Raw genomic sequence first — 21,899 nt, 5'->3', positions numbered from 1 at the left:
ACCCAAACAAAAAGCGCCGGGCCCACGAGGGACCCGGCGCTTTCCATTGATCCGGCCGAACGGCCTGCCCGCTCAGTCCCCTGCCGCCGGCTGCGGCATGGAGTCGTGGCCAGGACGCCTGCGGACGAACAGGCGGTAGACCGCGACGAAGAAGACCGGCACGAACAGGATCGCCAGCACGGTGGCGGAGATCATGCCGCCCATCACGCCGACGCCGATGGCGTTCTGGCTCTCCGACCCCGCGCCGGTGGCGATCGCCAGCGGCAGCACGCCGAGGACGAAGGCCAGCGACGTCATGATGATCGGCCGCAGGCGCTGGCGGCAGGCCTTGATCGCCGCCTCCTTCAGCTCCATGCCCTCGTCGTAGAGCGACTTGGCGAACTCCACGATCAGGATGGCGTTCTTCGCCGACAGGCCGATGGTGGTCAGCAGGCCGACCTGGAAATAGACGTCGCTCGGCAGACCGCGCAGCGTCGCGGCGATGACCGCGCCGATGACGCCCAGCGGCACCACCATGATCACCGACACCGGCACCGACCAGCTCTCATAAAGCGCCGCAAGGCAGAGGAAGACGATGATCATCGACAGGGCGTAGAGCGCCGGGGCCTGCGACCCGCTGAGCCGTTCCTCGTAGGACAGGCCGGTCCACTCGTATCCGATCCCCTGCGGCAGCTTCTGCATCATCGCCTCCATCTCGGCCATCGCCTCGCCCGAGCTGATGCCCGGTGCGGCCGATCCCTGGATGTTCAGCGAGGAGGAGCCGTTGTAGCGCTCCAGCTTCGGCGAACCGAAGATCCATTGCGCCGTCGTGAAGGCGGAGAAGGGAACCATCTGGTTGCTGGAATTGCGCACGTACCAGCGGTCGATGTCGCTTGGCTGCATGCGGTAGGGCGCGTCGGCCTGCAGATAGACCTTCTTCACCCGGCCCTGGTCGATGAAGTCGTTGACGTAGGAGGAGCCCCAGGCCACCGACAGCGTCGTGTTGATGTCGCTGAGCGATAGGCCGAGCGCACTCGCCTTCTCGCGGTCGATGTCCAGCTTGAATTGCGGCGTGTCCTCCAGGCCGTTGGGACGGACGCCGACCAGCTTCGGGTTCTGCGCCGCCATGCCCAGCAACTGGTTGCGCGCCTGCATCAGCCGGTCATGGCCCAGCCCGCCGCGGTCGACGAGCTGCAGGTCGAAGCCGGTGGCATTGCCGAGGCCGGGGACCGACGGCGGCAGGAAGGCGAAGACCACAGCATCCTTAAGGCGCGACAGCGCCCCCATCGCCCGGCCGGCGATGGCCTGCGGCTTCTGCGACGGCTGGGTGCGCTCGCTCCAGTCCTTCAGCCGGACGAAGGCCATGCCGGCATTCTGGCCGCGGCCGGAGAAGTTGAAGCCGACGATGGTGAACAGGCCCTCGACGCTGTCCTTCTCCTTTTCCAGGAAATGGGTGGTGACGGCCTTGGCGGTCTCGGCCGTGCGCTCGGCGCTGGCGTTCGGCGGGGCCGACCACAGCACGAACAGCTGGCCGCGGTCCTCCGTCGGCAGGAAGGAGGACGGCATCTGCAAGAACAGGTAGCCCAGCCCGCCGAGGATCAGCAGATAGGCGATGAAATAGCGGCCCAGACGGTTCACCGCGCCGCGCACGCCGCGGACATAGACCCGGCTGCTGGCGTCGAAGCCGCGGTTGAACAGGCCGAAGAAGCCCCTCTTCGAATGGCCGTGGCCGACGGTCACAGGCTTCAGGATGGTGGCGCAGAGCGCCGGGGTCAGCACCAGGGCGACCACCACCGACAGCGCCATCGCCGACACGATGGTCAGCGAGAACTGGCGGTAGATGGCACCGGCCGACCCGCCGAAGAAGGCCATCGGCACGAACACCGCCGACAGCACCAGCGCGATGCCGACCAGCGCGCCGGTGATCTGGTCCATCGATTTGCGTGTCGCCTCGCGCGGGGGCAGCCCCTCCTCGCTCATCACGCGCTCGACATTCTCGACCACGACGATGGCGTCGTCCACCAGCAGGCCGATCGCCAGCACCATGCCGAACATCGTCAGCACGTTGACCGAGAAGCCGAAGGCCGACAGCACGCCGAAGGTGCCGAGCAGCACCACAGGCACAGCGATGGTCGGGATCAGCGTCGCGCGGAAGTTCTGCAGGAACAGGTACATCACGACGAAGACGAGGATGATGGCCTCGAACAGCGTCTTGATCACCTCATGGATCGACAGCTCGACGAAGGGCGTCGTGTCGTAGGGGTAGATGACCTCGATGCCCGCCGGGAAGAAGGGCTGCAGTTCCGCCACGCGCGCCTTGACCGCGGCGGCGGTGTCCAGCGCGTTGGCGCCGGTCGCCAGCTTGATGCCGACGCCCGCCGCCGGCTTGCCGTTGTAGGCGGCGCTGATCTCGTAGGTTTCGGATCCGATCTCGATCCGCGCCACGTCGCGCAGCCGCACCTGGGAACCGTCGGGATTCACGCGCAGCAGGATGGCGCCGAACTGCTCCGGCGTCTGCAGGCGCGACTGGGCGGTGATGGTGGCGTTGATCTGCTGGCCCGCGACGGCCGGCGCGCCGCCGAGCTGGCCGGCGGAGACCTGTGCGTTCTGGGTCTTGACCGCGTTGGAGACGTCGGTCGTGGTCAGCGCGAAGTTGTTCAGCGCATCGGGGTCGAGCCAGATGCGCATGGCATGCTGCGGGCCGAAGACGGTGACGTCGCCGACACCCTCCACGCGGCTCATGGTGTCCTGCAGGTTGGAGGTGACGTAGTCGGCAATGTCGCCCTGGCTGAGGCGCCCGTCGCTCGACACGAAACCGACCACCAGCAGGAAGTCGTTACCGGCCTTCGACACCTGCAGGCCGCGCTGCTGGACCTCCTGCGGCAGCAGGGGAACCGCCAGCTGCAGCTTGTTCTGCACCTGGACCTGGGCGATGTCGGGGTTGGCCTCCGGCTCGAAAGTCAGCGTGATGGTGACGTTGCCGGAGGAGTCGCTGTTGGAGGACATGTAGCGGAAATGGTCGAGCCCGGTCATCTTCTGTTCGATGACCTGGGTGACCGTGTCCTCCAGCGTCTTGGCCGAGGCGCCGGGATAGCTGGCTGTGATCGACACCGTCGGCGGCGCGATCTTCGGATATTGCTCGACGGGCAGCCGCAGGATCGCCAGGGCGCCCGCCATCATGATGACGATGGCGATGACCCAGGCGAAGACCGGCCGGTCGATGAAGAATTTTGACATGGGAGCGGTTCCTGGGGACGGTATCCTGGATCAGCGGGCCGATGCGGCCTTTTCAGGCAGCGCAGCGAGGGCATTCTGGGCCGGCACCGGCTTCACCTCGGCACCCGGCTTGACCTTCTGCAGGCCTTCGACGACAACCCGCTCGCCGGCGGCCAGCCCGTCCGACACCAGCCAGACATTGCCGACCGCGCGTTCGGTCTTGATCGTGCGCTGGGCCGCCTTGTTGTCGGCGCCCACCACCCAGACGCGGGCGCTGCCGTCCGGACCGCGGCTGACCGCCGCCTGGGGTACGGTGATCGCGTTCTCGGCGACACCCTGCTCCACGCGGGCGCGGACGAACAGGCCGGGCAGCAGGTCCTTGTTCGGGTTGGGGAAGACGGCGCGCAGCTGGACCGAACTGGTGCCGGCATCCACCGTCACGTCGGAGAACTGGAGTTCACCCTTCGCCGGATAGGGAGTGTCGTCGCCGTTGCTGTTCAGGAACAGCGTCACCGGGATCTTGCCGGGCTCCGCCGGGCGGATGCGGCCGGTCGCCATGTCCTCGCGCAGCTTCATCAGCTGCGAGGCGGTCTGCGTCACGTCGACATAGATCGGGTCGAACTGCTGGATGGTCGCCAGCGCCGTCGCCTGACTGGCCGTGACCAGCGCGCCTTCGGTGACCGCCGACTTGCCGATGCGGCCGGAGATCGGCGCGAACACCTTGGTGTAGTTGAGGTTGATGCTGGCAAGGTTGTAGGCGGCCTTGGCGGCGGCCACCTGCGCCTCGTTCTGCTTCAGCGTGGCCTGGACGTCGTCGAAGTCCTGCTTGCTGACCACGCTGTTCTTGACGAGGTCGCCGTAGCGTCCCGCCTTGTTGCGCGCGGCCTGCAGGTTGGCTTCCGCCTTCTGCACGTCGGCCTGGGCGCTCGCCAGCGATGCCTCGTAGGTGGCGGGGTCGATCTGGTAGAGCTGGTCGCCGGCCTTGACGTCGCTGCCCTCGCGGAACAGGCGCTTCAGCACGATGCCGCTGACCTGCGGGCGGATTTCAGCCACCCGGTAGGCGGCGGTGCGGCCCGGCAGCTCGGTCGTCACGGTCAGGCGCTGCGGCCCGATGGTGATGACCGACACCTCCGGCGGACCGCCGGCCTGGGGCTGGCCGGCCGCCTGCTTCTGCTGGTTGCAGCCGGCGAGCACCGCGATCAGCGCAGCCGCCGCGGCCAGCGTCATGAATGAGTTGGATCTGAACATCTCTTTCCTCGTCTCGGCGCCGCGCGTCTGCGGTCCCGTCTCCCTGCTACGGCCGGGCTTTGAGCCGGCCTTCGGTCCGGGCTGCGGGTGGACCGGCACATCCCCGTTGCTTAGTACTGTCTCATACAGTACACTGTACCAGACGATACATTCAGAATGCTGCAGCGCGCAAGGGGGTTCCGCAATGCCCGATACGGGGCTGGATGCAAGGGGGGTGGATAACGGCGCCGGAACGGTCACCCGCGGCCATGCGCGCTGCCGGGCCCTGCTGGATGCCGCGGCGGCACTGTTCGTCGAGAAGGGCTATGCCGGTACGTCGCTCAGCGATGTGCTGCGGCTCGCCGGCGGGTCGCGCACGACGCTCTATGCCCATTTCGGCGACAAGGACGGCCTGTTCCGCGCCATGATGGAGGAACATTGCGCCCGGGTGCTGGACGGCATGGCACCGGACGCCCTCACCTTGGATGCCCCCGCCGGCAGCGTTTCGGAGCAGGTTGTCGATCCGGAGGAGCGGCTGGTCCGCATCGCGCTGCATATCATGCATGCGCTGACGGAGCCGCAGACGACGGCGATCCTGCGCACGCTGATTTCGGAAGGCGCCCGCATTCCCGACCTCGTCGAGACCTTCGTCCGCGTCGGGCCGGAGCGTACGCGTGAGCGGATGGCCGGCTGCCTGCGCGAACTGGCCGAGGCAGGACGGATCCGCGTTGCCGACACCGATGCGGCGGCACAGGCCTTCTGCGGCATGGTGACCGGCAACCTCCTGATGGAGCGGCTGATCCTGCCCGACCGGCCGGTCGATATGCCGGCGGTGGAGGCGTATGTGCGCGCCTGCGTCCGCCTGTTCCTTCGCGGCGCCGCCCCGCCCCCGTCAGCCTCGTGACGGCACTCCGCCCCAACCAAGTTCCCGAACGAATTGCCAAGCAAGAGGCCCGTAGAATGCGCCCCGGAATCCCCCCTGGAATGCCGAAAGACATCGTCGTTTTCATTGAGGCGGACGAGGAGCGGGCCAGCCGGCTCGCCTATGCCGCCGCCCTGGCGCAAAGCTGGCAGGCGCACCTGATCGCCACCTTCGTCGTCAACCGGCTGGAACTGACCCCCGGCAGCGGCTTCGCCCGCGGCGGCGGGCTGGAAGCCATGCTGCGCCAGCATCATACCGCCACCCGCAACGCGGCGGCGGACGCGCGGACGCTGTTCGAGCGCATCGTCGCCGACACCGGCATCAGCGGCGAATGGCGCCTCTCCGACCATGAGGATGGCGAAGCGCTGATGCTCCACGCCCGCCATGCCAGCCTCGCCATCGTCGGCCCGCCGTTGCGGCCGACCCGGCCGGCGCGGATGCTCAGCCTGTCGGAGGATGTGATCTTCGCCTCCGGCCGCCCCACCCTGCTTCTGCCGGCAGGCTGGCCGTCGCACCGCATCGGCCGGCGCATCGTCGTCGGCTGGAACGGCAGCCGCGAGGCGGCGACCGCCATCGCGCTCGCCATGCCATTGTTGAGCGCGGCGGACATCGTGCATCTGGTCGTGGTGCCGGAAGCGCGCCCGAATGGCCTGCTCGGCGGCGATCCGGGAGCCGACATGTCCCGCCATCTGGCCCGCAACGGGGTAGAGGTGGTGCTGGAACAGCGCCCCGGCACCGATGCCGGCACCGTGCTGCTGGACCATGCGCGCACGGTGGATGCCGACCTGCTGGTGATGGGCGCCTATGGCCGGCCGCGGATCAGCGAGTTCGTCTTCGGCGGGACGACCCGGACGGTTCTGGCGAAGGCGAACACCCCGATCCTTTTGTCGCGATGACCTTGCCGGAGAAGGGGCCCCTGCGTCTTTTTTACAGCTCGCGCCGGTCCCCCTTCCCGGTGCAGACGTTCACCATTGGCGCACGCGCATTGGCGTGGAACGAATAATCAGACCGGACGCGGGCGCCGCCGCGCCGGAGGAAAGCGCACCATGACGAGCAGCAGCCACAAGGCCGAAGTCGCCGCCGGAGCCACTGCCGGACCGCCGGCGGCCGGACCCGCCACCTGCGGGCCGCGGGGATTGGCGCGCCGGCAGGCCATCCTGACCGCCGCCCGGCGGCTGTTCATCGAAAAAGGGTTCGAGAAGACGACGCTCAGCGACATCATCGCCGTGGCCGGCGGCTCCCGCGCCACGCTGTACGAGCATTTCGGCGACAAGGAAGGCCTGTTCCGCGCGATCATGGAGGAGGACAACGCCATGATCCTATCCGGCCTCGCCCCGGCCCAGGCCGACGACCGCGTCACGCCGGAGGCGGGGCTGACCGCCTTCGCCCTGCATCTGGTCAAGGCCCTGCTGAACGAGGAGACGACCGGTACGGTCCGCATCCTGATCTCCGAAGGCGACCGCGTGCCGGACATCGCCGAGGCCTTCTTCCGCATCGGCCCGGAAAACGCCATCCGCCGCCTTGCCGAATATCTGCAACGCCTGTCGGACAGCGGGACCTTGAAGATCGAGGATCCGGCCGTGGCCGCCCAGGCCTTCCTCGGCATGGTCACCGGTAACCTGCTGATACGCCGCCTGATCCTGCCGCAGAGCGCTCCGGCCATCCCCGACCTCGACCGCTATGTCCGGCAGGCGGTGCGGCTGTTTCTGAGCGGCGCCCGCGTGTCCGGAACCGCGACTCCAGGATGAGACGCGGCGGCGGTCAGATCGTCTCCGCCGCCTCCTCTCCCACCCCGCGGTCGCGGTTGGCCTTGGTCAGCGGTTCGGCGATCTCCTCCAGCCCCTTGCCTTCGGCATCGACGCCGTAGATCAGGGCGACCACGCCGCCGAACATCATCACCACCGACCCCAGAACATAGCCCCAGAACAGCGGGTCGCGCTCCGTTCCCTCCCCCACCAGCCAGCCGAACAGCAGCGGCCCGGTGGAGCCCACCACCTGGGCGACGGCGAAGAAGTAGGAGATGGCTTGCGCCCGGACCTCCAGCGGGAAGATTTCGCTGACCGTCAGGTAGGCCGACGACGCGCCCGCCGAGGCGAAGAAGAAGGACACGCACCAGAACACCGTGTGCGTGTCCGCCGTCAGCACCCCCTGCCGGAACAGGATGGCCGAGGCCAACAGAACGGTTCCCGCCAGCACATAGGTGCCGAAGATCATCCGCCGCCGCCCCACCGTATCGAACAGCGGCCCCAGCAGCAGCGGCCCGATCAGGTTGCCGGCGGCGAAGGGGAAGAAATAGAGCGCCGTCTGCGACGGGTCGAGGTGATAGAAATTTTGCAGGACCAGGGCATAGGTAAAGAAGATCGCGTTGTAGAGAAAGGACTGCGTGACCATCATCGTCACGCCGAGGAAGGTGCGTGACGGATATTGCCGGAAGAAGACGTCCACCAACTGGGCATAGGACACCGAGTCCTCGGGAATGATGGTCATCGCCCGCCGCGGATCGACCGGCGGCAACGTCTTTCCCTGGTCGCGAACGCTGGCCTCGATGCCGTCGACGATGCGCTCGGCCTCCTCCTCCATCCCATGGGTGACCATCCAGCGCGGGCTCTCCGGGATGAACCGGCGCAGATAGATGATGGCCAGCCCCAGGATCGGGCCGATGAAGAAGGCGATGCGCCAGCCGAGATCCTCCGGGACCAGGGAGTGGTCGAGAAGGAAGACGCTGCCGACGGCGCCGATCATCGCACCACCCCAATAGGTGCCGTTGATGGCGATATCGACACGGCCGCGGTAGCGGGCGGGAATCAGCTCGTCGATGGCGGAATTGATGGCGGCATATTCGCCGCCGATCCCCATCCCGGCGACGAAGCGCCAGAGATAGAGGAACCACGGCGTCCAGGCGAATCCGGCGATGCCGGAGGCGATCAGGTAGATGGCCAGTGTGGTGATGAACAGCCGCTTGCGCCCCCAGCGGTCGGTCAGCCGCCCGAAGACGAGTGCCCCGACCACCTGCCCCATGAGATAGATGGTGCCGGCAAGCCCGACCTCCGCGCTCGACATGCCCAGGCTTTCCTTGTAGCCGGAGGCCGAGATCAGCTGGATTTCGATTCCGTCCAGGATCCAGCTGACGCCCAGCCCTACCACGACCATCCAATGGAAGCGGGCCCAGGGCAACCGGTCCATCCGGGCGGGCACGAGGCTGCTCACCGCGGCATTCCGCGACACGGGGTCCGGAGCAGCACTTTGTCTGGCGGTCATGGCGGACGGCACTCCTCGTGCTGATGGATGGACCGGGTGAGGCGTTCCGGCTGCGGATGAAACGTCCCGTCGCAATGGAAGGTTTCGCCAGCGCTCCGCCCGAGCACCCGCCGAACATCTGGTACACGAATTGTCATGACTCTCCTCATTTTCCGTTGCGCATTTAGATCGATCCAATTAGCCTGTCCAAAGACTGAGGGCATCGGGACGATGGCTGCGAAGCCGCGAGAGCCCGGCATGACTTCCGGGTGCCGATCCCGGATGGACGCCCGACGGACAAAGGCGATCCGCGCGACGCCGGCCCCTGAAAAAGCCGGTGCGACGCGGGTGCGGAGGAACGCCCGTGACCTACGACTTTCAATTCGACGCGGTGTTCGCGTCGTGGGACATGCTGCTGGGCGGAGCCTGGCTGACGATCAAGCTGTCGTTCGGCGCCATGGCCATCGGGCTGGCGGTCGCCATCCTCTGCGCGCTGGGCAAGACCTCCGGTCCGAAACCGGTGCGCTGGCTGATCAACGCCTATATCGAAGTCATCCGCAACACGCCCTTCCTGGTCCAGATCTTCCTGATCTTCTTCGGGCTGCCGACCATCGGCCTCAGGCTGTCGCCGGACGTGGCGGCACTGATCGCGATGGTCGTCAATGTCGGGGCCTATGCCACCGAGATCATCCGCGCCGGCATCGAATCCATCCACAAGGGCCAGATCGAAGCCGGGTTGGCGCTGGGGCTGCGCCCGCTGCAGGTCTTCCGCTACATCGTGCTGAAGCCGGCGCTGCGCACGGTCTATCCGGCGCTGACCAGCCAATTCATCCTGCTGATGCTGAGCTCCAGCATCGTGTCCGCCATCTCCGCGGACGAGTTGACGTCGGTTGCCAACAATATCCAGTCACAAACCTTCCGCAGCTTCGAGATCTACATCGTCGTGACCGGCATCTACCTGGTGCTGGCGCTGATGTTCTCGGCCCTGTTCGCCGGCATCTACCGGCTGGCCTTCGCCTATTCCGTCGACCGGCGCTGAAGGAGGCCGCAAGATGATCCGCGCCTTCGGTTACAACGAGTTCCTGTTCCTGCTGAGCGCCGTGCAGTGGACGCTGCTGCTGTCGGCCATCGCCTTCATCGGCGGCGGCATCGTCGGCCTGTTCGTGGCGCTCGGCCGGACGTCGGACGTGAAGCCGCTGCGCTGGCTGGCGACCGGCTACATCCAGGTCTTCCAGGGCACGCCGCTGCTGATGCAGTTGTTCCTGGTCTTCTTCGGCGCCACCGTGATGGGCATCGACATGAGCCCGTGGGTGGCCGCCGCACTTGGCCTGACGCTGAACACCAGCGCCTTCCTGGGCGAGATCTGGCGCGGCTGCATCCAGTCGGTGCCCAGGGGCCAGTGGGAGGCGGCGTCGGCGCTCGGCCTGCGCTATCCCGGCCTGATGCGCTACGTGATCCTGCCGCAGGCGGTGAAGGTCGCGGTGCCGCCGACCGTCGGCTATCTGGTGCAGGTCATCAAGGGCACCTCGCTGGCCGCCATCATCGGCTTCGTCGAGCTGACCCGCGCCGGCCAGATCGTCAACAACGCCACCTTCCAGCCCTTCCTGGTCTTCGGCATCGTCGCCGCGATCTATTTCGCGCTGTGCTGGCCCCTGTCGCTGCTGAGCCAGAGGCTGGAAGCCCGCTACGCCGCGCCTTCTCGGTAAAACTCTAAAAAACATCCGCACTTGGAGGAAACAACCATGGCCTTCTCCGTCACCCGCCGCCTGATCGTCGCCGGCGCCCTGATGACCGCCGCAATCGGCCTCACCGCCACGGCGAACGCCCAGAGCGTCGAGGACATCAAGGGCAAGGGCAAGCTGACCGTCGGCATGCTGGTCGACTTCCCGCCCTTCGGCATCACCAGCGCCGACGGCAAGCCGGACGGCTACGACGCCGACGTGGCCAAGCTGATGGCCAAGCACATGGGCGTGCCGGTGGACATCGTGCCGGTCACTGGGCCGAACCGCATCCCCTACTTGCTGACCGGCAAGGTGGACGTGCTGGTCGCCTCCCTCGGCATCACACCGGAACGGGCCAAGCAGGTCGCCTTCTCCGATCCATATGCCGCCATCGAGATCGGGTTGCTCGCCCCGCAGAAATCGCCGATCGCCAAGGCCGAGGATCTGTCGGGCAAGAGCGCCGGCGTCGCCCGCGCCAGCACCCAGGACCAGTCGCTGACCGCGGTGGCGCCGAAGGATGCCCGCATCATGCGCTTCGACGACGACGCCAGCGCCGTGCAGGCCCTGCTGTCCGGTCAGGTCGATGCGCTGGGCGTCAGCAACGTGGTGGCGCAGCAGATCAAGACGATGGCGCCGCAGGCCAACTACGAAATGAAGTTCGTGCTGAAGAGCCAGGTACAGGGCGTCGCCATGCGCCAGGGCCAGGACAAGCTGCAGAGCTGGGTCAACGGCTTCCTCGACACGGTGAAGAAGAACGGGGAGCTGAACGCCATCCATCAGAAGTGGCTGGGCACCGACCTGCCGGCGGCGGTCACGTCCGGCAAGTCCTGAGCTTGAGACAACCGCATTTCCCCGGTGGAGGGTAAGACCATGGCAGTGGTGTCCGAACCGATGAGCGCGGATGTCGTCATCCGCATGGAAGGCGTCCAGAAATGGTACGATCACTTCCAAGTGCTGAAGGACATCGACCTGGAGGTCCACCGGGGCGAGCGGATCGTCATCTGCGGCCCGTCCGGGTCGGGGAAATCCACCCTGATCCGCTGCATCAACCAGCTGGAACGCCACCAGAAGGGCCGCATCACCGTCAACGGCGTCGAGCTTGGGCCGCATCACCGCCAGCTCGACACCGTGCGGCGGGAGGTCGGCATGGTGTTCCAGAGCTTTAACCTGTTCCCGCACCTGACGGTGCTGGAGAACTGCATGCTGGCGCCCTTGAAGGTTCGCGGCGTGACGAAGGACGAGGCGAGGGCCACCGCCATCCGCTATCTGGAGCGGGTGCGCATTCCTGAACAGGCCGACAAGTATCCCGGCCAGCTGTCGGGCGGCCAGCAGCAGCGCGTCGCCATCGCCCGGTCGCTGTGCATGAACCCGAAGGTGATGCTGTTCGACGAGCCGACCTCCGCGCTCGACCCCGAAATGGTCAAGGAGGTGCTGGACACCATGATCGGATTGGCGGAAGACGGCATGACCATGCTGTGCGTGACGCACGAGATGGGATTCGCCAAGTCGGTCGCCCACCGCGTGATCTTCATGGACCGCGGCGAGATCGTCGAGCAGAACACGCCGGAGGAGTTCTTCACCGCCCCGAAATCGGAGCGGACGCGGAGCTTCCTCGGCCAGATTCTGGCGCACTAAGGATCTTTCGTTCCACCAAGGACAGTCGTGATGAAGCCCGAAATCCTCCTCGTCGAACCCATGATGCCCGCCATCGAGCAGGCGCTCGACGCGGCCTACACCGTCCACCGCCTGTCCGCGGCCCCCGACCGCGACCGGCTGATCGCCGAGGTGGCCGACCGGGTGCGCGCCGTCGTCACCGGCGGCGGGACCGGCGTGAAGAACGCGGTGGTCGACGCCCTGCCGAAGCTTGGGATCGTCGCCATCAACGGCGTCGGCACCGATGCGGTCGATCTGGAGCATGCCCGCGGCCGCGGCGTGCGCGTCACCAACACGCCGGATGTGCTGACCGACGACGTGGCGGACCTTGCCATGGGGCTGCTGATCGCAACATCGCGCCGCATGGCGGTGGGCGACCGCTTCGTCCGGGCCGGGCAGTGGCCGACGGGCAAGCTGCCGCTCGCCCGCAAGGTCAGCGGCAAGCGGCTGGGCGTGCTGGGGCTGGGCCGCATCGGCGAGGCCATCGCCAAGCGCGCCGAGGCCTTCGGCATGACCGTCGCCTACACCAACCGCAAGCCGCGCGACGGCGTGTCCTACCGCTTCGTCGCCTCGCCGGTCGATCTGGCGCGCGAAAGCGACATCCTGGTGGTCGCGGCGTCGGCCGGGCCGGACTCGCGCAACATGGTGGGCCGCGACCTGCTGGACGCGCTGGGACCCGACGGCATCCTGGTCAACGTCGCCCGCGGCAGCGTGGTGGACGAGCCGGAACTGCTGGCGGCATTGACCGAAGGCCGGATCGGCGGGGCTGGGCTGGACGTCTTCGCCGACGAGCCCAACGTGCCGGAAGGCTTCTACGGCCTCGACAACGTCGTCCTGCAGCCGCATCAGGCCAGCGCCACGGTGGAGACGCGCACGGCGATGGGCCAGCTGGTGCTGGACAATCTGGAAGCCTTCTTCGCCGGCCGGCCGTTGCCGACCGCCGTGGTGTGAGGCTCCGCCATCGTGGCCCCGCCGCCGGATAGCAGCAAACCGGGGAACGACCGCATCACCCTGACGGAGGTCGCCGGCCATGCCGGGGTGTCGCGGTCGACGGTGTCGCTGGTGCTGCGCGGCAGCCCGCTGGTGGCGGCGGAAACGCGGGAGCGGGTCCAGGCCGCCATGGCGGCGCTGGGATACATCTACAACCGTGGCGCCGCCACCCTGCGCGCCGCCCGCACCCAGACCGTCGGGCTGCTGGTCTGCGAACTGAACAACCCCTTCTATGCCGAACTGACGGCGGGGGTGGACGATGTGCTGGACGCCGAAGGCTTCGTCGCCTTCATCGCCAACACCGCCGAGCAGCCCGAGCGGCAGGAGCGATTCCTGCAGCGGATGCGGGAACACAATGTCGACGGGGTGATCCTCTGCCCCGCCGCCGGAACGCAAGGCGAGCTTCTGGACCGGCTGGACCGCTGGCGGTTGCCCTGCGTGCAGGCCCTGCGCTTCGTCTCCGATCGGGGCCGCGACTATGCCGGGGTGGATTACCAGGCGGGCGTGGAGACGGTCGTCGACCATCTGGTCTCCCTCGGGCACAGCCGGATCGCCTTCGTCGGCGGCACGCTGGACCATTCCGCCTACGCGGCGCGTCATGCCGGTTTCACAGTGGCGATGCGGCGGCATGGGCTGGCGGACGATCTGGTCCTGCGCTGTCCGTTGACCCGGCGGTCGGGTGCTGAGGTGGCGGATGATCTGCTCAATCGGCCGCAGTCCCCCACCGCGGCGCTGTGCTACAACGACGTGGTGGCGCTGGGGCTGATGCTGGGGCTGGAGGCGCGCGGCCTCAGGGCCGGGCGCGATCTGGCCGTCACCGGCTTCGACGACGTGCCGGAGGCCGCACTCAGCCGCCCGGCGCTCACCACCGTCGCCACCTCCGCGAGGCAGATCGGGCAGGAAGCCGCCCGCCTGCTTCTGCGTCGCATCGCCGACCCGCAAGGCCCGCCCGAGCGGATCATCCTGCCGAGCCGGCTGGTCGTCCGCCAATCCTGCGGCGCCCCTACCCCTTCCATCCACCATAGAGACCTGTCATGACCGATACCGTCGAGGCCCTGATCGCGGCACGCGAGACCCGCAAGTGGCTGACCGGGCTGGACAGCCGCCCCGCCGACGAGGCGGAGGCCTACGCGATCCAGGACGCCGTCGCCCGCCGCCTGGGCCCCGTCACCGCCTGGAAGGTCGGCGCCGCCACGCCCGAGGCCGAGCCCTTCCGCGCGCCGATCAACGCCGCCACCGTGTTCGAGGGCACGGACCATCTGCCGGCCAACCTGTTCCAGGTCATCGGGGTGGAGGCGGAGATCGCCTACCGCTTCGGCCGCGACCTGCCGGCGCGCGAGCAGCCCTATACGCGCGACGAGGTCCTGGACGCCGTGGCGTCCGTCCATCCGGCCTGGGAGATCGTCGACACCCGCTACACCGGCTTCGGCAGCCAGGACAGGCTCAGCCACATGGCGGACCAGTTCAACCACGGCGCGCTGATCGTCGGCCCGGCCATCGCCGACTGGCGCGCCCTCGACCCGCTCAAGGAGTCGGTGACGCTGGAGGTCGACGGCGAGACCAAGGTGGATGTCGTCGGCGGCAACAGCGCCGGCGACCCGGTGCGGCTGCTGGTGTGGATGGCCAATGTCGGCGCCCGCAGCTTCGGCGGCCTGCATGCGGGCGAGGTGGTCACCACCGGCTCCTGCACCGGCACCGTCTTCGTCCAGCCGGGCAGCCGGTCGGTCGCCCGCTACGGCACCATGGGCACGCTCACGCTGAAGGTCGATTGAGCGCCTGAGGGGGTGCCGGGCCGCGATCCTCAGGACGGATCCAGCAGGCGCGGCCCGGCGCCGCCATCCCCCAGTTCGTCCCACGGGTTGCGCAGCGGGCAGTCGCGGATCGACAGGCAGCCGCAGCCGATGCAGCCGTCCAGATTGTCGCGCAGCTTCGTCAGCTTGGTGATGCGCTCGTCCAGTTCCTGCCGCCAGCGCTCCGACATGCGTTGCCAGTCGGCGGTGGTGGGGGTGCGGTCCTCCGGCAGGGCGTTCAGCGCGTCGGCGATGGAGGCGAGCGAGATGCCCAGCCGCTGCGCCACCTTGATCACCGCAACCCGCCGCAGCACGTCGCGGGTGAAGCGGCGCTGGTTGCCGGAATTGCGCCAGCTGCGGATCAGCCCCTGCGCCTCGTAAAAGTGGATGGTCGAGACCGCCACGCCGGACCGGCGCGCCACCTCGCCCACCGTCAGGTCCTTGTCATACTCCTCCGGCGACAGCATCCCGGCCCTCCCCTCTGCCGCAACCCTCCGTCCCGCCAGTGTGCAGCCATTTCCGCTTGACCTCAAGTTCTGTTGAGGTTTTAGCCTGCCCCGACTTTGCCGACCAAACGGGCAATGTGCCGATTGCGTAATCAGGGGGATGGGGACCGTATGACGAGGGGAAAGCTTGCCGCCCTGCGTGACCGTCTGGCGGGATGGGGTGAGTTCGTGTTCCGGCCGATCCTGCCGGGTGCCACGCTGCGCGACCGCCTGATCGCCTGCTGCGGCGCCCTGCTGGGCATCGCCGCGACCGGGCTGCTCTGCCGCAACATGCTGACCTACATGTCCAGCGCGCCGGTGCTGGTTGCGCCGATGGGAGCGTCGGCGGTGCTGCTGTTTGCCGTGCCGGCCAGCCCGCTGGCCCAGCCCTGGTCGATCGTCGGCGGCAACACGCTGTCGGCCGTCGTCGGGGTGCTGGTCGCCGCCGTCATCCCCGACCCGATGCTGGCCGGGGCCGCCGCGGTGGCGCTGGCCATCGCCACCATGTCGCTGACCCGCTGCCTCCACCCGCCGGGCGGGGCCGCCGCCCTGACCGCGGTGCTGGGCGGGCCGGCGGTGACGGAGATGGGGATCAAGTTCGCCTTCTTCCCCGTCGCGGTGAACTCCATCCTGCTGCTGACGGCCGGGCTGATGTTCCACCGGCTGTCCGGCCATCGCTATCCGCACAAGGCGGTCAACACCCACCGCACCAGCGATCCGCCGCCGCAGCTGCGCCCCGGCCTGACCCAGGGCGACGTGGACGTCGCGTTGCGCAGGCTGGCCGAGACGCTGGACGTCAGCCGCGAGGATCTCGGCGCGCTGCTGGTCAATGCCGAGCTTCATGCGCTGGAACGCCTGCATGCCGACATCAGCTGCCGGGACATCATGTCCCGCGACGTCGTCTCGGTCACGCTGGACACCCATCCTCAGGTGGCCCGCGCCCGCCTGCTGGAACATGGCTTCCGCACCCTGCCGGTGGTGGATGCCCAGAACGCCGTGGTCGGCATCGTCGGACACGAGCAGCTGTCGCATGGAGATATCGGCCGCAGCGGCGCCCGCGTCGCCAGCGTCATGGCCCCGGCGACGGTCGAACTGCCGGATACCCCCGTCTTCCGCCTGCTGGGCCGCCTGTCGGACGGGCGCACCCATGACGTGGTCATCGTCGACCAGAACCGCCGCGTCCTCGGCATGGTCACCCAGACCGACCTGCTGGTGGTGCTGGCCCGCACCGCGCTTGCCCGTGCTGTGCAGACCGGCATCGACGGGCTGAACGGGACGCTGCCGCGCAGCCCTGTGCGGGATGTTTCCGGCGGCCGGGCCTAGCGCTCCGCCTCCGCGCCGCTCCCCCTTCGCCTCCCCCGGGGCGGAGGGGGAGTGGAACATTTGAAACAGCATGAAACAGGAATTTGGACCTGTTTCACTGTTCAACTCGTGAGCGGGAGCGTCGTAGGGTGACGGGAATCGCAACGATGAAACCCGGCTGGCCACGCTCTCTCTCCCAAACTCCGCGACAGGTAATCGTTCCTATCACAAGACCGGACAGAGAGGTAAGCGTGGGGTCGAAATCCCCGGCTGCGGTTGGTCCGGGACGCGGTTGGCTGACTGTCGGCGTGCTGAACTCTGGTGACGGGTGTCCAGGAGGCTGAAGCGTCACCAGAGTTCAAGAGCGGGCACGCACCCCGTCACCAAAGTTCAGCCCTGCAATCAGGCGATGCGCGCCATCACACGCTCGTTGATCGGCGGGCGCGAGGGGTAAAGGATCAGCCCCTCGCCCGATTCCTCGACGCGGGCGTCGGGATAGGCGGCCATGGCGTATTTCAGATTCGGGATGAACTTAGTCTTGAACTGGCGGACTAGGGCGTAACCGGCGCCGAACTGGCCGTGCAAGGCCGCCCAGGTGATGGGAGTCGGCTTTTCCAGCGAATGCAGGCGGTAGGCGAGCCAGATATAGACGTCGAGCGCCATCGACTTGCCGCTGATCGCCTTCAGCGCCTCTTCCGCCACCGGAACCGGATGTTCGCGCAGGGCCTTGAAGAAGCTGTCGCTGAGCCGCACTGTCTCGGTGAACAGGGTTCCCTGGCGGTCGTCGGGCCGGCGCAGCTGGATGGCGTCGGCGACGATCGATTCCTTGCTCTGCCGCCGTCCGCCGTCGGCGTCGGTGAAGAAAGTGAGATGGCAGGCGGACAGGCGCGCCGCCTGATCCTCGACGTCGCGATAGGCCTTGCCGCAGATCGGGATGTCCATCCGCTTCAGCCAGTCATGCATGGAGCCGCCAAGCTCCACCTCCGGATTGCCGGTCTGGATGGCGCGGGTCTGGAGGTAGAGCAGGATCATCCGCGCCCGGCTGCCATAGGGCACGCCGATTCGGCGGGTGACGCCGTTGCGATCCTCGATCACGCCGGGCTGGATGACCAGCTTGACCTTGTGGCCCGGCCGTTCCCAATGCTGATCGTCGGGAAGCTGGCGGTGGGGCAGCGCCGTCTGGCAGAATCCGGCATAGGTGATGCCGAGCTTGCCGTTTTCCGCGGCCTGGACCGCGGCGGCGATGTCGATCAGCGGCCGTTCCTCGTCCGAAACGAGGGCCAGCGCACCGTCACGGCCGTGTGTCTCGATCAACCGATGAATGCTGCCCATGCCGCTCTCCTGTTCCTGGTCACCCGCTTTTGGCCTCCATGACCGTCCTGTGACCGCCGGATGACCGAACCTGCCAGATACAACACCCCGGATCGCGCCGAAGGCAATTTGAACCTTGGTGACGCAGGCTAATTGGAAGCTATTTGGAACCTGCTATTAGATTCGTCACCAAGGTTCAGGGGATAAGTCCGAGTCGCGTCACCACAGTTCAAGGATGGCGTCACCAGAGTTCATGGGGGAAACCGGTGCTCCTGTGGACGAATCGCAGCGCCGGGAGCCTTGCGGGTTTGAACCTTGGTGACGCCCGGGCAGACGAGTCGGTGTCGGTCGGGCCGGCCGAGACATGGTGGGCGTCACCAAAGTTCAAGGATTCCAGCAGGTAAAGGAACCGGCTTTGCGGGGGCGTGGCGGGGAGCCGGCGGATGGTCGGAAGCCCGTTCCTGCCTGTGTGTTTCTGATTTCCCGACGTGATGCGTCATTCCCGCGAAGGCGCAACGGAATGCACATATTTTCAGGCGTCGCTAAGTCTTTGGAGCAAAAGGAACTTTTCGTCATCCCCGCGAAGGCGGGGATCCAGAGTTGCCAGTGCAAGGGCGGACACAAGCCCGGATTCCCGCCTTCGCGGGAATGACGGCCGAGACGGCTTGTCCAAGGTGCGTGTGTTCCACGAAGGCTTGTCGGGAATGGGGCTTGCCCGGGTGGTTCGGCCTTCCGTCGTCGGGGCGTCACCAAAGTTCAAACGGCCGATCGAGTCGATTCCGGACCCTCGGCGTCACCAAAGTTCAAAGCGATAGGCCTCCGGCGTCACCAAAGTTCAGGAGTCATGCCGAGTCGGTCCGGATGGGAGCGTCACCAAAGTTCAAACTCCGGAGGCTCGCAACCCCGTCGGAAACCATCGGGGCGTCATCGGGGCGTCACCAAGGTTCAGGTGCTCCTGTTCCGCGGAACCGGGCGGCAACGGCGGAGTTGTTTGCCGACCAGGCTGAATTGAAGGCTGAATTGGCGAGGGAACATGGCGCAGGATGCGATGACCACTTCGGTGGGAGGGTCGGAGGCGGAGTCCGGCAAGGTGGTGGTCGCGGCCATCGCCGCCAATCTGGCGATCACCGTTACCAAATTCGTGGCGGCGTTCCTGACCGGCAGCTCGTCGATGCTGAGCGAAGCGGTCCATTCCCTGGTCGATAGCGGGAACGAGGCGCTGATGCTGGTCGGGCTGAAGCGGTCGCGGAAGCCGCCCGACGAGCGCCACCCCTTCGGCTACGCGCGCGAGCTGTATTTCTGGACCTTCGTCGTGGCGCTGGTGATCTTCGCCGGCGGGGCCGTGGTGTCCATCTATGAAGGGGTGGAGAAGATCCTGCACCCGCAACCGGTCGAGTCGCCCTGGATCAACTTCGTCGTGCTGGGCATCGCCGTGGTGATGGAGGGGGTCAGCTGGCTGGTGGCGCTGCGCGCCTTCAACGCCCGGCGCGGAAGGGCCGGCGTGTTCGAGACCGTCCGGGCCAGCAAGGACCCCACCATCTTCATGGTGCTGTTCGAGGACAGCGCCGCGCTGGTCGGCCTGATCATCGCCGCCGCCTGCCTGTCCGCCGACCTGCTGCTGGACCAACCGGTGTTCGACGGCATCGGGTCGGTGCTGATCGGACTGGTGCTGGCGGCCACCGCCGGCTTCCTGGCCTATGAGACGAAGAGCCTGCTGATCGGCGAATCGGCCCGTCCCGATTTGGTGCGCGGGGTGCGCGCCTTGCTGAGGGAGGAGCCCGCCATTGAGCGCGTCAACGAGGTCCTGACCACCCATCTCGGCCCCGAGGTGGTGATCGTCAATCTCAGCCTCGATTTGCGGGACGAGGTGAGCGCGGGCGAGGTGGAGAAGGCGCTGGCCCGCATCGACCGCAGGGTGAAGGAGCGCTTTCCCGAGATCCGCCGCGTCTTCACCGAACTGCGGGCGGGGCCGGCCCTGCCGGGGTGATTGTTGTGGCAACTCGCCGCGCCCTCCATTGACAAAGTTCCGGCAACTTGCTCAGACTCCGCCCACCGATGTGGCCGTCCACACCGGGACCGGAGTCGAGGGGGAATGACGGGAATGCTGTCGATTGGGGGCGACGAGATGCGCCAGCTGCGCGAGCGTCGCGGGGAGAACCAGACGCAGTTCGCCGAATGGCTGAACGCGCAGCTTGGCCGCAGCTACACCAAGGCGCGGATCAGCCGCTGGGAAAGCGGGGCGGAGCGGATCCCGCAGCAGCTGGTCGATTTCCTGACCCGCCACAAGGCGGACGAGCGTCCCCGCGCCGCAACCTATCTGGCGGTCGCCAACCAGAAGGGCGGCGTCGGCAAGACCGCGACCGCCGTCAACCTCGCCTATGCCCTGACGGAGGGTGGGGCGCGGGTGCTGCTGATCGACTGCGATTCGCAGAGCAACGCCACCGTCCATGTCGGCATCGGCAACGCCGCCATCGTCGCTTTGGAGCAGCAGCGCAAGACACTCTATTATGTGCTGCGCTCGGAAGAGCCGCTGACCTCGGTCATCATGCCGACGGCGGAGCGCGGGCTGGATTTGGCGCCCGCCGGGCTGTCGCTGGCCGACGCCGACGTGGAACTGGCGGCGGATTCCACCGGCGGGCTGATCCTGCGGGAGAAGCTGGACGAGGTGCGCCACGCCTATGATTTCGTGGTGATGGACTGTGCGCCGAACCTGGGGCTGGTGACCGCCAACGCGCTGTCGGCGGCGGAGCTGGTGGTGGTGCCGGTGCAGACGGAGGCGCTGGCCCTGCTGGGCGTCAAGCGGCTGGTCGACACCATCGGCCGCATCCGCCGCCGGGTGAACCCCGGCCTGCGCATCGCCGGCATCATTCCGACCATGTACAACGACCGGCTGACCCAGGACCGCGCCACGCTGCAGGAGCTGCACGAATCCTACGCCGATCAGGTGCCGGTCTTCGCGCCCATCCCGCGCGCCACCGTCTATGGCAAGGCGGCGGCGGCCGGCATGATCACGCTGGCCGGCGATCCGAAGGCGCCGGGGGCCGAGACCTTCCGCGAGGTGGCGCGCCAGATCCGCGCCTATGCCCAGAACCGGGAGTTGCCGCATGTCGCGTAAGTTCGAACGCAAGACCCGCGAGCTTCTGGGCGGCGCCAGCGAGCCGGGCGGCGTGGCGGGGGGCGCCATGACGGGCGGGCTGACGGTGGGCAGCGACCGGCTGTTCGGCACCTCGGCCGGCTTCCCGCATGTGGTGGAGCTGGACCTTGCCCGCGTCCACCGCAACCCCGACCAGCCGCGCCGCCATTTCGACGAGGCGGAACTGCGCAGCCTGGCGTCGTCCATCGAGCGGCACGGGCTGCAGAACCCGATCCTGGTCCGCCCGCTGCCCCAGGGCGAATATCTGCTGATCGGCGGCGAGCGCCGGGTGCGCGCACACGAGATGCTGGGCCGCAAGACGGTCTTCGCCATCCTGACCTCCGGCGATCCGGACGAGATCGGGCTGATCGACAATGTCCAGCGCGTCGACCTGAACGCGGTGGAGTATGCGGCGGCGCTGGCCCGGCTGATCGACAAGCACGGCTACACCCATGACGAACTGGCCGCCGTGGTCGGGCGCGACCGCACCGACGTGACCAAGCTGCTGGCGATTATGAGCCTGCCGGCGGAGATGCGGGAGGAGTATGCGACGGCCTTCGCCCATGTCTCGCGCTCCGTGATGATCGAGATCGCCGCCGCCCCGGCGGACCTGCGCGCCGGGCTGTGGCAGCGCGCCAAGGAGGGGGCGAGCGTCAAGGCGGTGCGGCAGGCCAAGCGCGAGCATGCCCAAGGGACTATTGCGGGCGCCGCTTCGGAAGCCACTCCGCCGGAGCCCGGCCCGAAGGAGGCGATGCGCTCCCTGCAGGCCAGCGTGAAGCGGATCATGCGCGATGTCGCCGTGGTGCGCGAGCAGCGCCGCTACCTCGACCCTGACAACCGCGACCGGCTGATGCGGCTGCGTGCGGAGATCGACGCGATCCTTGGCGGGGTGGATGGCGGGGCGGATGACGGGGTGGAAAGCGGGGCCTGACC

Annotated in this window: 19 protein-coding genes; 14 read left to right on the top strand and 5 right to left on the bottom strand. The window is 67.7% G+C overall.

Annotated elements, in window-relative coordinates:
- Positions 1-72 precede the first annotated feature (72 nt).
- Together ACWPKK_RS27490 and ACWPKK_RS27485 are read right to left on the bottom strand one after the other, a co-directional pair.
- Positions 73-3,216 (bottom strand): efflux RND transporter permease subunit, encoded by a 3,144-nt coding sequence (locus ACWPKK_RS27490; RefSeq protein WP_452010846.1) that lies wholly within the window; start codon positions 3,214-3,216, stop codon positions 73-75.
- Positions 3,217-3,246: 30 nt separating this feature from the next.
- Positions 3,247-4,443: an efflux RND transporter periplasmic adaptor subunit gene (locus tag ACWPKK_RS27485; protein WP_452010844.1), complete on the bottom strand. Its 1,197-nt coding sequence runs from the start codon at positions 4,441-4,443 to the stop codon at positions 3,247-3,249.
- A gap of 184 nt (positions 4,444-4,627) precedes the next feature.
- Here ACWPKK_RS27485 and ACWPKK_RS27480 point away from each other — a divergent pair, with 184 nt between their 5' ends.
- The 3 genes from ACWPKK_RS27480 to ACWPKK_RS27470 all read left to right on the top strand — a co-directional run bounded on the left by ACWPKK_RS27480 (position 4,628) and on the right by ACWPKK_RS27470 (position 7,092).
- A complete protein-coding gene (locus ACWPKK_RS27480; RefSeq protein WP_452010842.1) occupies positions 4,628-5,326 on the top strand; it encodes a TetR/AcrR family transcriptional regulator in 699 nt (232 codons plus the stop codon).
- 80 nt (positions 5,327-5,406) lie between these two features.
- Entirely contained in the window at positions 5,407-6,240 is an 834-nt protein-coding gene (locus ACWPKK_RS27475) for a universal stress protein (RefSeq protein WP_452010840.1), read from the top strand.
- Positions 6,241-6,390: 150 nt separating this feature from the next.
- The gene (locus ACWPKK_RS27470; RefSeq protein ID WP_452010838.1) at positions 6,391-7,092 is read left to right on the top strand and encodes a TetR/AcrR family transcriptional regulator; all 702 of its coding nucleotides are present in this window, start codon (positions 6,391-6,393) and stop codon (positions 7,090-7,092) included.
- Between the two features lie 13 nt (positions 7,093-7,105).
- Here ACWPKK_RS27470 and ACWPKK_RS27465 read toward each other — a convergent pair whose 3' ends face one another.
- Entirely contained in the window at positions 7,106-8,602 is a 1,497-nt protein-coding gene (locus ACWPKK_RS27465; protein WP_452010835.1) for an MFS transporter, read from the bottom strand.
- Positions 8,603-8,945: 343 nt separating this feature from the next.
- Here ACWPKK_RS27465 and ACWPKK_RS27460 point away from each other — a divergent pair, with 343 nt between their 5' ends.
- From ACWPKK_RS27460 to ACWPKK_RS27430, 7 genes are read left to right on the top strand one after another with little or no spacing between them, the layout of a single operon-like run.
- Positions 8,946-9,620: an amino acid ABC transporter permease gene (locus ACWPKK_RS27460; RefSeq protein ID WP_452010832.1), complete on the top strand. Its 675-nt coding sequence runs from the start codon at positions 8,946-8,948 to the stop codon at positions 9,618-9,620.
- A gap of 13 nt (positions 9,621-9,633) precedes the next feature.
- Positions 9,634-10,287 carry an amino acid ABC transporter permease gene (locus ACWPKK_RS27455; RefSeq protein ID WP_324864349.1) on the top strand — a complete coding sequence of 218 codons (654 nt, stop codon included), beginning with the start codon at positions 9,634-9,636 and terminating at the stop codon, positions 10,285-10,287.
- Positions 10,288-10,323: 36 nt separating this feature from the next.
- Positions 10,324-11,133 carry a transporter substrate-binding domain-containing protein gene (locus ACWPKK_RS27450; RefSeq protein WP_324864351.1) on the top strand — a complete coding sequence of 270 codons (810 nt, stop codon included), beginning with the start codon at positions 10,324-10,326 and terminating at the stop codon, positions 11,131-11,133.
- A 39-nt stretch (positions 11,134-11,172) separates the two neighbouring features.
- Entirely contained in the window at positions 11,173-11,937 is a 765-nt protein-coding gene (locus ACWPKK_RS27445) for an amino acid ABC transporter ATP-binding protein (protein WP_452010829.1), read from the top strand.
- Positions 11,938-11,967: 30 nt separating this feature from the next.
- Entirely contained in the window at positions 11,968-12,906 is a 939-nt protein-coding gene (locus ACWPKK_RS27440) for a 2-hydroxyacid dehydrogenase (protein ID WP_452010827.1), read from the top strand.
- 12 nt (positions 12,907-12,918) lie between these two features.
- The gene (locus ACWPKK_RS27435) at positions 12,919-13,983 is read left to right on the top strand and encodes a LacI family DNA-binding transcriptional regulator (RefSeq protein WP_452010825.1); all 1,065 of its coding nucleotides are present in this window, start codon (positions 12,919-12,921) and stop codon (positions 13,981-13,983) included.
- Positions 13,980-14,717, top strand: a complete 738-nt coding sequence (locus ACWPKK_RS27430; RefSeq protein ID WP_324864360.1) for a 2-keto-4-pentenoate hydratase — start codon at positions 13,980-13,982, stop codon at positions 14,715-14,717. Before ACWPKK_RS27435 ends, ACWPKK_RS27430 begins: the two co-directional genes overlap by 4 nt.
- A gap of 29 nt (positions 14,718-14,746) precedes the next feature.
- Here ACWPKK_RS27430 and soxR read toward each other — a convergent pair whose 3' ends face one another.
- Entirely contained in the window at positions 14,747-15,202 is a 456-nt protein-coding gene (soxR, locus tag ACWPKK_RS27425; protein ID WP_324864361.1) for a redox-sensitive transcriptional activator SoxR, read from the bottom strand.
- 150 nt (positions 15,203-15,352) lie between these two features.
- On the opposite strand from soxR, the gene ACWPKK_RS27420 reads away from it, so the two are divergent.
- Positions 15,353-16,543, top strand: coding sequence for an HPP family protein (locus ACWPKK_RS27420; RefSeq protein ID WP_452010822.1), 1,191 nt, complete (start codon positions 15,353-15,355; stop codon positions 16,541-16,543).
- A 381-nt stretch (positions 16,544-16,924) separates the two neighbouring features.
- Here the strand turns inward: ACWPKK_RS27420 and ACWPKK_RS27415 are convergent, their stop codons facing one another.
- Positions 16,925-17,854, bottom strand: a complete 930-nt coding sequence (locus ACWPKK_RS27415; protein ID WP_063635994.1) for a replication protein RepA — start codon at positions 17,852-17,854, stop codon at positions 16,925-16,927.
- 1,027 nt (positions 17,855-18,881) lie between these two features.
- Here ACWPKK_RS27415 and ACWPKK_RS27410 point away from each other — a divergent pair.
- The 3 genes from ACWPKK_RS27410 to ACWPKK_RS27400 all read left to right on the top strand — a co-directional run bounded on the left by ACWPKK_RS27410 (position 18,882) and on the right by ACWPKK_RS27400 (position 21,897).
- A complete protein-coding gene (locus ACWPKK_RS27410; RefSeq protein ID WP_324864366.1) occupies positions 18,882-19,820 on the top strand; it encodes a cation diffusion facilitator family transporter in 939 nt (312 codons plus the stop codon).
- 114 nt (positions 19,821-19,934) lie between these two features.
- Positions 19,935-20,948: an AAA family ATPase gene (locus tag ACWPKK_RS27405; RefSeq protein WP_324864368.1), complete on the top strand. Its 1,014-nt coding sequence runs from the start codon at positions 19,935-19,937 to the stop codon at positions 20,946-20,948.
- Positions 20,938-21,897: a ParB/RepB/Spo0J family partition protein gene (locus tag ACWPKK_RS27400; protein WP_452010818.1), complete on the top strand. Its 960-nt coding sequence runs from the start codon at positions 20,938-20,940 to the stop codon at positions 21,895-21,897. Before ACWPKK_RS27405 ends, ACWPKK_RS27400 begins: the two co-directional genes overlap by 11 nt.
- Positions 21,898-21,899 lie beyond the last annotated feature (2 nt).

It is taken from the genome of Azospirillum largimobile (assembly GCF_977007025.2).
The sequence above is the reverse complement of the archived record's forward strand: the minus strand, read 5'-3'. Positions and strand labels throughout refer to the sequence as shown.